General features: G+C 50.9%; 13 protein-coding genes. 3 read left to right on the forward strand and 10 right to left on the reverse strand.

What is annotated here, in order from left to right; all coding sequences use genetic code 11:
- Positions 1 to 30: 30 nt before the first annotated feature.
- From V1572_RS12885 to V1572_RS12895, 3 genes are all read right to left on the reverse strand, one after another.
- Positions 31 to 510: an RrF2 family transcriptional regulator gene (locus tag V1572_RS12885; RefSeq protein WP_025760257.1), complete on the reverse strand. Its 480-nt coding sequence runs from the start codon at positions 508 to 510 to the stop codon at positions 31 to 33.
- 137 nt (positions 511 to 647) lie between these two features.
- Positions 648 to 2,036: a sensor histidine kinase gene (locus V1572_RS12890; RefSeq protein ID WP_395299172.1), complete on the reverse strand. Its 1,389-nt coding sequence runs from the start codon at positions 2,034 to 2,036 to the stop codon at positions 648 to 650.
- Entirely contained in the window at positions 2,036 to 2,713 is a 678-nt protein-coding gene (locus V1572_RS12895; protein WP_395299173.1) for a response regulator, read from the reverse strand. The genes V1572_RS12890 and V1572_RS12895 overlap by 1 nt, the downstream gene beginning before the upstream one ends.
- A gap of 203 nt (positions 2,714 to 2,916) precedes the next feature.
- Between V1572_RS12895 and V1572_RS12900 the strand changes: the two genes are divergently transcribed.
- Positions 2,917 to 3,753: a MipA/OmpV family protein gene (locus V1572_RS12900; RefSeq protein WP_163342368.1), complete on the forward strand. Its 837-nt coding sequence runs from the start codon at positions 2,917 to 2,919 to the stop codon at positions 3,751 to 3,753.
- A 107-nt stretch (positions 3,754 to 3,860) separates the two neighbouring features.
- Here V1572_RS12900 and V1572_RS12905 read toward each other — a convergent pair whose 3' ends face one another.
- On the reverse strand, positions 3,861 to 4,409 hold the full coding sequence (locus V1572_RS12905) for a hypothetical protein (protein WP_239516612.1): 549 nt from the start codon (positions 4,407 to 4,409) through the stop codon (positions 3,861 to 3,863).
- A gap of 402 nt (positions 4,410 to 4,811) precedes the next feature.
- Between V1572_RS12905 and V1572_RS12910 the strand changes: the two genes are divergently transcribed.
- A complete protein-coding gene (locus V1572_RS12910; RefSeq protein ID WP_284961528.1) occupies positions 4,812 to 5,219 on the forward strand; it encodes a hypothetical protein in 408 nt (135 codons plus the stop codon).
- A gap of 183 nt (positions 5,220 to 5,402) precedes the next feature.
- Here V1572_RS12910 and V1572_RS12915 read toward each other — a convergent pair whose 3' ends face one another.
- Complete coding sequence (locus tag V1572_RS12915) at positions 5,403 to 5,786, reverse strand: SecDF P1 head subdomain-containing protein (RefSeq protein WP_069719327.1); 384 nt, start codon at positions 5,784 to 5,786, stop codon at positions 5,403 to 5,405.
- 178 nt (positions 5,787 to 5,964) lie between these two features.
- On the reverse strand, positions 5,965 to 6,366 hold the full coding sequence (locus V1572_RS12920) for a hypothetical protein (protein WP_395299174.1): 402 nt from the start codon (positions 6,364 to 6,366) through the stop codon (positions 5,965 to 5,967).
- A 602-nt stretch (positions 6,367 to 6,968) separates the two neighbouring features.
- Between V1572_RS12920 and V1572_RS12925 the strand changes: the two genes are divergently transcribed.
- The gene (locus V1572_RS12925; RefSeq protein WP_262796172.1) at positions 6,969 to 8,690 is read left to right on the forward strand and encodes a SulP family inorganic anion transporter; all 1,722 of its coding nucleotides are present in this window, start codon (positions 6,969 to 6,971) and stop codon (positions 8,688 to 8,690) included.
- 134 nt (positions 8,691 to 8,824) lie between these two features.
- Here V1572_RS12925 and V1572_RS12930 read toward each other — a convergent pair whose 3' ends face one another.
- The 4 genes from V1572_RS12930 to ynfE form a co-directional block, all read right to left on the reverse strand.
- Positions 8,825 to 9,049, reverse strand: coding sequence for a hypothetical protein (locus V1572_RS12930; RefSeq protein WP_069719325.1), 225 nt, complete (start codon positions 9,047 to 9,049; stop codon positions 8,825 to 8,827).
- A 248-nt stretch (positions 9,050 to 9,297) separates the two neighbouring features.
- Entirely contained in the window at positions 9,298 to 9,867 is a 570-nt protein-coding gene (locus V1572_RS12935) for a hypothetical protein (protein ID WP_395299175.1), read from the reverse strand.
- A 156-nt stretch (positions 9,868 to 10,023) separates the two neighbouring features.
- On the reverse strand, positions 10,024 to 10,638 hold the full coding sequence (gene dmsD / locus V1572_RS12940) for a Tat proofreading chaperone DmsD (RefSeq protein ID WP_111966766.1): 615 nt from the start codon (positions 10,636 to 10,638) through the stop codon (positions 10,024 to 10,026).
- 93 nt (positions 10,639 to 10,731) lie between these two features.
- Positions 10,732 to 13,170, reverse strand: a complete 2,439-nt coding sequence (ynfE, locus tag V1572_RS12945) for a selenate/tellurate reductase subunit YnfE (RefSeq protein WP_395299176.1) — start codon at positions 13,168 to 13,170, stop codon at positions 10,732 to 10,734.
- Positions 13,171 to 13,245: the final 75 nt, after the last annotated feature.

The following is a 13,245-nucleotide window of genomic DNA, read 5'->3' on the forward strand; positions in this document are numbered from 1 at the left end:
AGGCGGTTTTTTTTTGCATCAGGTAAAACGTTAAGACGTTTTTTGATACTGGGCGATGAGGTCGGGGAGCGGATCCCAGCCGCTGCTGTCGGCGTTTTTCACCGCTTCCAGGGCACTTGCTACGGTATGGCGGGCCAGTACCGCTAACGACGCCTGCTCGGCCTCTTCGGAAATTGATTTAAAGTACCAGCACGCGTTAGCGCTGACCACGCAGCGAGCCGGTACGTCAGGGCGCGACGCCCACAGCTTTTTATCTTCGATGACCGACAGATAGATGTCGCGCAGGGTGATCTCTTCCGGCGGGCGACCAAGATGAATGGAGCCGTTACGGCCAAGCGTTGAGACGATAATGCCGTCTCGCGTCAGCGGAACCATCAATTTGCGGATGAAGCTCGGGTTCGCTTCCAGGCCATAGGCCAGAATCGCACTCGTTGAACGTTCACCCAATTGCTCCGCCATCGCTACGCTGAGAACCATCTGCAAAGCTGTCGGGAAGCGGTAATCTAACATTTCTCTGTCCTGGGTTGCGGTGAATCTTGTTCTTTTTGGCACCGCAGAGGTGAATAAGCAATAAACAACAATATAACAAATACGGTAATTATTTTGAAGCAATCTGCGGCATTTGCGATCAAACCCCCTGTTCTGCTTTAGCTAAACGTGCGGTTCGGGAAGTCAACCGTCACCAGGAGGCCACCTTCTGCAGAGGTACTCAGATTTACGCTGCTGTTGTGTTGCTGCGCCACCGCTTTGACGATGGCAAGCCCCAGGCCGCTGCCGCTTTGCACCTGATTGGGATCGCGGAAAAAGCGGTCGAACACGCGCTCCTGCAGCTCGACCGGAATACCCGGGCCCGCATCGGAGACGCGCAGCTGAACGACGCGATCGCCTGCACGCACGTCGACCTGAATCCGCCCGCCCTCGGGGCTGTACTTCACGGCATTCTCAATGAGATTATCAATCAGCGACACCAGGCGTTCCCTGACGCCTGAGATCCACACTTCATCCTCCGCAAAGAATTCCAGCTCGATCCTCCGCGCAGACGCTAAGGGCTCCAGCTCGGCCATACGTGCCTGGATGAGCGTCGTCAGCGGCACGGGCTCCATGGCCGTATCAATACGCGCTTCGCTGTGCATCATCAGCAGCAGCTGATTGACGAGACGCGCGGCGCGGCTGTTGCTGCGGATCACGCCGGCAAGCAGCTCCTGCTGGCTTTCGCTGATGACCCAGGACTGCAGCGCTTCCACGTTGATGCGCATCGCCGCGAGGGGCGTACGCAGCTCGTGCGCGGCATCCGCGATGAAAACACGCTCCCTTTCCGCGCTTTCACGCACCCTGGCAAGAAAGTCATTGATCGCGTCCACCATCTGGCGAAGCTCTCTGTGCTTCGGTACGGCTTTTAACGGGGAGAGATCGTCCGGCGTGCGTAACGTAATCTCATTGACCACCTTATTCCAGGGACGCATCGCAATGCGTATTGACAGCCACGCGGGAAACAGCAGAAAAGGGAAGCAGACCAGCAGCGGCAGGATGTAGTACCCGCGTGAGTTCAGATAGATAAAGAAGTTCCAGCCGCTGGCTGGGGTGAAAAGGGTAACCTCCACGTCGGAGTGCGGGGATTTGAGGGTGCGGCTGGTCCAGGTTCGATCACCACTTTGAACATGCTCCAGTTCGCCGAACCGGGTGTTTGTTATCCCTGCGGGCGCACCGTCGGAGGCAAAAATAACGGCATTATTTTTGCGAACGATGAGGTTAATCGATAGCACGGGATCTTCCCCTCCGCCGTAACCTTCACGCAGCGCCTTGCTGAAGGTCTCCAGCACGGCGGTACGATCCTGCGGGCGTCCGTCCATACGCTCAGCCAGGGTAAAAACGGTTTCGTACGTTTTACTGCCCGTGAGGATAGGGGGGCTACGCAGGTCCTCCCACAGAATAAAGGTTAAAAAAAGACACCACAGCAGGGTAAGCAGCAGCATCTGGGCGATGATAATTCGCCGTACCAGCGTCGGACGCCTCAGGTGATACCAGACGTTTTGCATTAACCGGTCACCTTCTGTATTGAGACGGTATCAATAACGTACCCGACGCCCCGGACCGTTCGCACATAGCCGTCGCCGATTTTTCGCCGTAAATTTCCCATATGCACGTCGAGCGCGTTGCTGATGTTCTCTTTGTTGCCGAATATCCTTTCTTCCAGAAACCGCCGGGTCAGCACGCGGTCCGCGCGCAGCATCAACGTTTCCAGCAGCGCGTATTCACTGGCCGTTAAATCGATATGCCGCGCACTCACCGTCACGCGGCGCGTCGGGACATGAAGGGATAGCCCACGAATTTCTATCGCCTCATTTTCAAAACCGTAGCTGCGCCGTGCAAGGGCTCGCACTCTCGCCAGCAGCTCGGCGAGAATAAAGGGTTTGACGAGATAGTCGTCCGCGCCGGCATCCAGCCCGCACAGGCGATCCTGCAGCGTCCCTCGCGCCGTCAGGATGATGACGGGGATCCCCTTGAGTTGCTGACGCAAACGCGTCATCAGGCTCATGCCATCGCCATCGGGCAGCCCCAGGTCGAGCAAAATAAGTTCCGGCACGCAGACGTCAAGCTGATGCAACGCATCCTCTTTACGGCGAACCCATATGACGTCAAATCCTTGATCTGAGAGGGCGATACGTACGCCATTGCCGAGATCCAGGTCGTCTTCGATAAGTAGAATTTTCACATTGGTAACGGTATCAACCGTGAATGAAGAATAACTTAAGAAAAAAACGGTAGCAGGAAATCTGTCCGGATGACAGCACCTGCCCGCGCTTCAGTGTTTCTTCATTTTCGGCTCATAAGAACCTTAGGGTCACTCTTCAAAATGGGCGTTCCGGCGTTTAACCGCCTGCATCGTCATCATTTGAATCCATAAGGACTTCCTTAATGAGAAATATCGAACTGCGTCATACGTTCCCTCATTTACTTTCGGACCGCTGCCTGAAAACCCTCGTGCCGGGCGTCGTTCTGGCGTTACTGGCTACGCCTGTACTGGCGGAAGAACAGCGCCAGGGTAACGTCTTAACCCTGGGGGGCGGCGTGGATGTGGGGCCGCGCTACTCGGGTTCAGATAAAACCCGCGTCTCAGCGGCTCAGGTAGTGGATTATTCCATGGCAAATGGCTTCTTTATCGGCACCACGCGAGGGATCGGTTACGGTAACAACGTTGGCAACCTGGATTACAGCGCAGCGCTGAGCTATCGAGTTGGCCGTAAAGATAAAGACGTGAGCAGCGATTCGATCAGCTCCGGTAGCGACGAGCTGCGAGGGATGGGAGAGATTAAAGGCTCGGCAATCATCGTGCCCGGGCTGGGGTACAAGGTGACCGACTGGCTGAATCTGCAGCTGCAGGCTGAGGTTCCGGTGTCTGAGAGAGACAACGGAGAGGCGGTGCATTTCGGCTTGAGCAGCCCGCTCTATACCTCACCAACAAATGCGGTGACGCTGGCGCTGACCGGCAGTTGGGGATCCGACAAGTATATGCAGACGTATTACGGGGTCAACGCCGCCCAGTCGGCCGCATCGGGCTTTGCCCGACATGACGCCGGGGCCGGGGTTTATGCCTGGTCGATGAACCTGGACTGGACCCACAAGCTCACCTCTCGCTGGAGCGTGCTTGCCTCAGCGGGCGTGACGCAGCTGACGGGGGATGCGGGTGATAGTCCGATTGTGCAACGCAAAACGTCGCCTACGGGGAGTTTGAAGGTGACGTACAGTTTTTAATTGTGGGTTGCGGCGGCTGGTGGTCTTGAGCCGTATATAAGCCGCTCCGGTTTAGATGGCGGGGCGGAACCTCTTGCTGACAATTACAGCACACGTGGTTGACGGATTTATCTAAAGCTCCATTGTGCTGTGATGACAAACACGGAAGGGATGATAATACCCACATCCATGCCAAAATAAGACGTAAAATTATACTGGAATCCGTGATATATGTAGGGGGAAAATCCTATCCCGGTTACTTTTTTAAAATCATGGTATGAACCATGGTCGCCACAATCATCGAATGTATCAAAGAAAAATTCGCCTACATATCCATAGATTCCCTTAAAAACCCAACCGTTATTCCACCCAGCCCAGTCTCTTCTTACGCCGGCAGCCAGACATCTGTCATTAAAGCTGTTTTTCATTGTGCCTAGCACAACACTATATTTCGATGTATCCGAAAATTTCCTCTCCACGGATATAAACTTGTTTTCAAAGTTCTCCGTGTATTGTCCGTGATTATTTGTCAGATGATAAACGTATGAGCCCGTGTTTATAGAATACAGATTTATTTCATCTGCAGAGCAATTCCATGTAACCAGATAAAAAATTCCGCACCACAGCCATGCGGGGTATCTTTTACGTGCTGTCTGCTTATGTGGAATATTATCCATATTCGCTCACTTTGGCTAACGTACTGAATTTATAAGAACTAATTTTTGGCCTGCAGCTGTACAAATTTTAGCATACATACGGAAAGTTGAGATCTTGCGTCACGGGAACGGGAAAATGTTCGCTTTCGGTGCAGACAACGCGGACCTTGTCAGACAGTTCCATGCGAGTCATCTCAATTCAGTACACGGCTGGTACAGTCCGCCTCTGGCTCGATGCGGACGATCTGACTGAGCTTAAGGTTCGCAGTGAGCGAAAAACGGTCCTTTAATCCATTCTGTATCAGATGCAGGACTAACACTAGCATGTGATAATCTACCGGGGGTAGGTCATCGCATCTGGTCAGGTAGTGGCGATGTGATTCTACGGTGTAAGAAATGAACAAAGATATTTGGTGTTAAAAAATGACGAAAATGGACGATGACTTTTTAGAATATGATCTGGACTGGTTTTTATCCAGCCAGGAAGGGTACTTAGCGCATTTTGCAACAGCAGGTCAGGGGCCGATTCCTGAAAGGATCAAGTCATCTGTCGAGGACTATAATTTTATTCTTGATTATATTTACTCATTGGAACCCTTGTCAGAGGTCTATGTGATAGAAGGCAATCTGCCTGCTTTTTCAAATGAAAATGAACGTTCTTGCTATCTGCGCTCATTTGTTGAGATGTCAAGTAAAGGATTGTTCAGCTACAACTATGAACAAGATGGGTATAAATTAATTTCGCAACCAAAAACACCATTGAAATATGAAACATTGCCAAATGAAGTGAAAGGTGTGATTTATGTTGCAGATAGAGAAATTGACTTATAGATATGATATGCTGATGCGGCATGCGCTCAATTTTTTGACACGCAATAGCCATAGAAAGATCCGATCGTGTCACGGCGCGGATCGACTCGAAGATCGATATCCGCTCTGAGCGAAGAGCGGAAATAGTATTTATGAATGACTTTTACATAGCCAAATAAATTATTATTTGCCGCTTTTTTCTGGTTAATCACGAACACCATCATAATCATTAAGTATTTGCATTAATATTATTCTTGGTATGTCTTTTGTGGATATTCTGAAACTGGTGCTCAGGCGCGAGGCAATCATGGCGGAAGTAATTTTATTATCATCGTAGGTGACGGTCATATGCTTTCCGATATTCTGTCGGGTCATGTCCGACAACCTTTTGCCACATTCATCGGAGAATCTAAAGACTAAATTCTCTGCTCCTGTCTCATCCTTCTCTACATAATCAATTGACTTTACACATCCAGAGTCAAACGAAGTTTTCTCATTACCGACCGAAAAAACAAAACTCCCTTTTGCTGCAGTCGATGTCAATGGCACAAGCACCACGAGTAACAACACCCCAAACTTGATTTGCATCTTCTTCTCCTTTTATGTGTTGACCTGATCCCCATAAATTAACATATCTCAACGTTATCAACGTCTGCTTTTGGCTTGCAACGGACCGCCTGAAGCGCCGCGAAATATGCTATGAGGGCCGGCTAAAAGTAACAAATGCGATGGCCGAAAAATAAGCTCATCAGCATGTATGGTGGATTTAACCAAAAACATGCATAGTTTCCAATTGCTCTTTTTTTATTGCATTACAAGAGGATAAAAAATTATCTTTAAAATCTGATGGGGGAGTTTTTAGTTGCTGCACTGCCGCTTTATTTACTTCTAACTCCCGTAATTGTGCGATTGTGCTTCTACGAATCGAGGAAAGAAAAAAGTCCCCTGAATTTTCTTTATGACTCTCCAAATAATTAGTTAGTATTTGAGAAGATACTTGAATTGCTTTTTCCTCAGAAAAACCCAAAGTAAAGCGAGAGTAGATAACATTGTATTGGTATAGACATGCTGCTTCAGCCATTTGTTTAGCTTGCTCCCCAAGGGAGGATTGATTTGCCCACGATTGGGAAGTGACGAGCAATATAAGCAGTAACAATTGTTTTTTCATGTGTAGAGTCCCTACCATTATGAATGCAATATTTAAAACTTTGAAGCCTGGCATTGACAACAACCGCTGACCTGCTCCCCGTTGACCAACTAAGACTCTTGTTCTTAATGTCCGCCCCTGGCACAAAACTGACATTGCAGAAATAGTAGGTCAGTTTGGATCGAGGAGCGGAAGTTTGCAATCGCTCTCATAGCGGGTGTCAGCGGCACTCATGTCAGCCCAGGAAATGTTGTCAGTTACTCTATCCAGGGGACAGGTTCACCACTATAGCCACCACAGCGATTTTCTTTACTGCTTGAGACATTCCCATCTCTTACCCCGCAATCCATTTTAGCTTCAGTAATGTTTAAATATTCTTCCGTATTTCCTGGCCTCTTTTCAACTACCAATAACGGGTTACAACGTCGGTGACCTTGCTGCCGGTTCCACCTCCGACTAACCGTTCGTTTTTGAACTATGTTTAACACCAGTCAGAATAATAAAATTGTTAAGTATTTACAGGACCTGAGCGGCGGGGCCTCCCTCCGGAGCATTTGAAAGCCAGAACCTCACTTTAAAGTGTGGCAACATTTCGTGGGTAATATTCATGTCCGGAGAATAACGTGTTCGGAAAGCTATTGTTGAACTACATGCCAGGGCTACAAAATTTGTTGGCCTACGATAAAAGCTGGCTAAAACATGATGTTAAAGCGGGGTTATCCGTTGCGGCTGTCGCGCTCCCTGTTGCGATTGCTTACGCTGAGTTGGCGGGTGTGGGGGCAATTGTAGGGCTCTATTCCTGCGTTTTACCAATGATAGCTTACGCACTGTTTGGCTCTTCACGCCAGCTTATTGTGGGCCCTGATGCCACAACCTGTGCGGTGATTGCGGCCGTCGTATTTCCGCTTTCTGCCGGGAATCCCGAACTGCACTGGCAGCTGACGATCATCATGACATTGATGATGGGCGGGTGGTGCCTCCTTGCAAGTAAATTTCGCCTGGGCGCGCTCGCGGATCTGCTTTCTCATCCCATTCTTACCGGATTACTTAATGGCGTAGCCGTGACGATTATTGTCGGGCAATTAGGCAAGGTATTGGGGATCAAGCTTGATGAGGCGCAGGTTATTGAAAAAATAATCGCCTTGCCAGGTCGACTTTCAGATAGCCATTTATTAACCGTAGGAATATCCCTTTTTACGTTAATTATTTTAATGGTGATCAAAACGTATCGCAGCCAGTGGCCAGCACCTTTAATCGCCATTGTAATAACAACGGCACTGGTATGGGTGACCTCTGCGCAACAGTACGGTATTGCCACGATAGGGGGAGATGGCTTCCAGCCTGGTTTACCGGTCGTTCACTGGGGGGCGTTCCAGCCGGGGCCGATGCGTGATTTGGTGATCCCGGCGCTGAACCTGGCGTTGGTCAGTTTTGTCAGTCTGATGCTGACCGCCCGCAGTTTTGCCGCGAAAAATGGCTACGAAATTAATGCGGATGCAGAGTTCCGTGCGCTGGGTATTGCGAACATTATGTCGGGGTTATCTCAGGGGTTTGCTATCAGTGGCGCCGATTCCCGGACCGCGGTGAATGATTCGGTTGGGGGAAAAAGCCAACTGGTTTCCGTGGTCGCCGCCTTGATCATCGGTATCGTCGTGCTGTTTTTCACTCAGCCATTACAATACATTCCGGTATCTGCGTTAGGTATTGTTCTAATGTATGCATCATGGTCATTAATCGATTTACGTGGACTATGGAACCTGAGACGCAGAAATAAACAGGCCTTTCGCCTGGCCTTCTTCACGTTTGGCTGTGTTTTAATTATCGGCGTTATCCAGGGGATTGGCCTTGCGGTGTTGCTTGGGTTGTTACAATTCCTTCGTACAGTATTTCGTCCCTCTGAGCACCTGCTGGGCACTGACGAAGATGGAATGATTCATTCGTTAGGGAATACCACCGATATTAAAATGGTCCCGGGCGTGCTGATGTATCGATTTAACTCACCGTTGACCTATTTTAATGTGGCTTATTTTAAACGTCGGGTATTGAACCTGGTTGATGGGGCAGCCATACAACCTAAATGGGTGGTCATTGATGCCGTTGCCTGCTTCACCTATTCAGACATCAGCGTCCTGGCAACCATTAATGAGTTAAAGCGTGACCTGAAAGGCCGACAGATTAAATTAATCCTTGCGGGCAGGAAAACGGAATTAACACGCTGGTTTAAAGACAGTCGGCCAACAATGAATGATGATGACATGATTCTGGCGCCAGACCTCTACCTGGCACTTCGCTTCATTCAAAGTAAAGAGAGTGCGAGTGAGGGGGAATCAGTCAGTGATACATAACCAAATACTGGTTAAAGGCTTGTAACGCATGCTACTGGCAGGCAGGGAACCCTCACACTTTCTACCACCGAGGCGCAACTACAGTTGGCCTGGACAGTGAGGTGTTCCTAGCCTGTCTTACCTTCTTCTGCCATCTATCTCAGTAAAAACTGAATCAGCTGAACAAAGATATACACTGCCGCCGCCACTCGTATTGCCTGCCAACTCCATCTGAGATAGCGCCATTCATAGCGTTCTCTGGCATTAGCCTCTGCTATAGCGGAGTCATAACGCTTTTTTTTCTTTCTCCTGACTACGTCTATTACCCACAGGATGAGAATAAAGATAATGATAGTTTTCAGAAATATGGGATTATCCACTAAAAATGACTCCGGCTTGCTCGCTGAAAAAGCAGAATAGATGAACAGTCGTCACGTATCCACCACTAAATGTGGGGGTATGAATGAAATTTACCCTGATTCGATTTTGAGATGACCCTGCCCATAGCCGGTTTCTCCGCTGTGAATGCGCAATCTGTGGTGCGACGTATCAGGCTGACGGCTATAAGCAAGGAGCGGACCTTGAGTACCATTCATTTTTGCCGGAACAAAAATAGATAGGGTCGTGCCTACAAATAAATAAACTCATAATTCACAATGTAACTTCCAATATTATTCACACGAGCCGTTACCCACACCCCAGTCATTCCCTGCTTACGGTGGATGTGCAGATATTCTTTGTTTGTACAAAGCTGAATCCATCTGTTGGTGTTCTGATCTTTTAACCAGAGACCCGCTTCACAATGGCCATACTTACCTCTCGAAGGCCCCGGAAAGACAACCTCATATTCAGATTCATAGCCAATTATTTTGTCCGGGAAGAGATAGACATAAATATCATAGCAATTTAAGCTCAATACAAACCCAAGGCAAAAGCCGCTAAAAAAAGCACTGGCAATATATTCTAATGTTTTGTTAAAAGTGCGCAGGTAAAAAGCGCGCATAACAAAAATTGTTCCAATCAAAACGCCAAGTGAAATATATGTCATCCATTCAGGAGCGGATTTTTTTAATATAGTATTATGGGAGATGCCAGATGCCCATGACATATACCAGAACCATCCACCTAAAACGCTGAATATCACGGCTGTAACAAGTAATTTCTTGCGTTTATCTTCGAAAGAATAATTTTTAGTCATGGTTTTGTTTTGTATGTATCAAACGAAAGTGTTGACCTTACCAGGAAAAGCTATTTTATATTATTAAATTCAATATGCCTCCTGTTTCGAGTTAAATTTTTTAAGCTTCCTCTTTTGACCGTAGCTTGCTCGCTATCCGCGAGCAAGCCACACCCCTTAGCGATACAGCGTTTTTTCCGCAACCGGAATAAGGAGCCCGGATCGCCAGTCCGCGAGTGTCAGCTGCGCAAGCTTACCGAGCGCGGTATAAAACGGATGTCCGGCGTTGTCGACAAACACGGACAGGAAGCGGGTGCTCCACGGCAGCAGGTGCCACGCCAGAAGTTGAGCGCACTCCGCATCGCGGCCGTTCTCAGCCAGCCAGGCCGCGAGCAGCAGCAAAGTCCCGAAGTGATCTTCCGGTTCATTCAGCTGCATTTCAAATGCGATAGCGTTCTCCCGCATCCACTGGCGCAGAGCGAGGGTCGAGTCGCCGAACAGTACGGATTCGCGGTCAAGCCAGACGGAGCCCCACGGTGGCGCGGGCAGGGCGTAAGGGCCAACAAACAGCCGTTGCCAGGCGTCCTTCAGCGGCTCATCGGCAGACGCGGCAAAGGTGTCAGCTACAGGCTGCAGCGTTTCCGACGGCAGGGGCCAGTCCTGAACCCAATCCCCTGCGGTGAGGGCCTGCACCAGCGGCGCGGCCTGCTCGCTGTCTGGCGAGAAATAAAACAGCGCGCCCAGCACCCGGGCGCTGAACGCGAACGATTCACGATGTGAGACGTCTTTCATTACATCTTCCTTGTTCGCGCGGAGAGTGTCCGCGCGACTGTGTTAACCGATAATACAAACCATAGAATAAACCACGACCACGCCATTCACCCGCTACACCTTCTCGATCTGCACCAGATTGGTGTGCTGCGGGTTGCCTTTTGCCAGCGGTGAAGGGCGGTGGGTGGTGAGGGTGTTGATGCAGGAGCCGTGATCGATGCGATCGCCACTCATATTGGCGTCGTGCCAGGCACCCTGGCCCATAGCGCTCACGCCGGGCATGATGCGCGGCGTCACTTTTGCTTCAATTCGTACCTCGCCGCGGTCGTTAAAGACGCGCACCGTATCGCCGTTCTTAATGCCGCGTTTTTCAGCATCGACAGGATTAAGCCAGACCTCCTGGCGACAGGCGGCTTTCAGCACGTCAACGTTACCGTAGCTCGAGTGGGTGCGGGCCTTAAAGTGGAAACCAAACAGCTGCAGCGGGAACTGCGCGCGCTCGGGCGCATCCCAGCCGTCGAAGGTTGATGCGTAGACGGGCAGCGGACTGATGGTCTCATCTTTTTCCAGCTCCCAGGTGGCCGCAATCTCCGCCAGCTTGCTGGAGTATATTTCAATCTTACCCGATGGCGTTTTCAGCGGGTTGGCTTCCGGGTTTTCGCGGAATTTTTTATAGGCCACAAAATGGCCGTTCGGATCTTTACGCTTGTAAATACCCATTTTTTTTAGCTCGTCATAGGACGGCAGATGAGGGTCTTTTTCGAGCATTTTTGCATACAGATACTGCAGCCACTGTTCCTGCGTCCGTCCTTCGGTGAATTTCTGATGGATATCCGGCCCGAGGCGTTTCGCCACTGCGCTCATGATCCAGTAGATGGGCTTGCGTTCAAATTTCGGCGCGGTCACGGGTTGAAGGAATATCAGGTAGCCCATGTTACCCGCATAATCGTTAGGAATGATGTCTTCCTGTTCGACGGTCATCAGGTCTGGCAACACGATATCGGCATACTTCGCTGACGACGTCATGAAGTTATCGATGACCACAATCATCTCGCACTTGCTTTCATCCTGCAGGATATCGTGGGTTTTATTGATATCGGAGTGCTGGTTGATGAGGGTATTGCCCGCGTAGTTCCAGATGAACTTAATCGGCACGTCCAGCTTATCCTTGCCGCGCACGCCGTCGCGCAGGGCGGTCATCTCCGGACCGCGGGTGATAGCGTCCGTCCAGCTGAAGCAGGAAATTTGCGTTTTGACCGGGTTATCCGGCAGCGGCATACGTTCGATGGTGATGGTGTAGGTGGACTCACGCGCGCCGCTGTTCCCGCCGTTGATCCCCACGTTCCCAGTCAGAATAGGCAGCATGGCGATGGCGCGGGAGGTCAGCTCGCCGTTTGCCTGGCGCTGTGGTCCCCAGCCCTGACAGATGTAGGCCGGCTTCGCGGAGCCGATTTCGCGGGCAAGCTTAACGATGCGATCCGCCGGAATGCCGGTGATGCGTGAGGCCCACTCCGGCGTTTTCGCCGTGTGGTCATCACCCTGGCCGAGAATATACGCTTTGTAGTGAGCGTTAGCGGGCGCGCCTTCCGGCAGCGTTTTTTCGTCATAGCCGACGCAGTATTTGTCGAGGAACGGCTGGTCGACCAGGTTTTCGTCGATTAACACCCAGGCAATACCCGCTACCAGCGCGGCATCGGTACCCGGACGGATCGGGATCCACTCATCTTCACGTCCGGCTGCCGTGTCGGTGTAGCGCGGGTCGATAACAATCATGCGCGCGTTGGACCGCTCGCGGGCCTGTTCCAGATAGTACGTAATCCCGCCGCCGCTCATGCGCGTTTCTGCCGGGTTATTGCCGAACATGACCACCAGTTTGGTGTTTTCGATGTCCGAGGTGCTGTTGCCGTCGTTACTGCCGTAGGTGTAGGGCATCGCGCAGGCAATTTGCGCCGTGCTGTAGGTACCGTAGTGGCTCAGGAAACCGCCGTAGCAGTTCATCAGACGCGCCACCAGCGAAGCGTAAGGGGAGGAGCGGGTGATATTGCCCCCGACAATCCCGGAGGAGTAGTTGATATACACCGCTTCGTTGCCGTAGTCGGCCACCACGTCTTTCAGACTGGCGGCGATCGTGTCGAGCGCTTCATCCCAGGTGATGCGTTCGAACTTACCTTCGCCGCGTTTGCCCACGCGCTTCATCGGGTAGTTCAGACGGTCAGGGTGATTGATGCGACGGCGAATAGAACGTCCGCGCAGGCAGGCGCGCACCTGATGGTTACCGTAAATATCCTCACCGGTGTTATCCGTTTCGACCCAATACACTTCGTTGTCACGCACGTGCAGACGCAGCGCACAGCGGCTGCCGCAGTTGACCGAGCAGGCGCCCCACACCACGGTATCTTCAGGCGGCTGGACGGCGTGCTTCACCGCCGCGGCGGCGCTTTTTAAACCAAAAGGCAGCGAGATCCCACCAGCGGCAAGCGCCAGAGAACCTATCGCCGTAGATTTCACGAGAGTTCGACGGCTAATTCCGCCGTGATGTTCAATATCGGACATGGCTCACCCCATCATTATAATTGCGTATTATTTTTCCCGAAATGATATCCGGGCTAATGATGGGGTGAGTGTTAC

Source organism: Enterobacter quasiroggenkampii, assembly GCF_043972695.1.
GTDB classification, from domain to species: Bacteria; Pseudomonadota; Gammaproteobacteria; order Enterobacterales; family Enterobacteriaceae; genus Enterobacter; species Enterobacter quasiroggenkampii.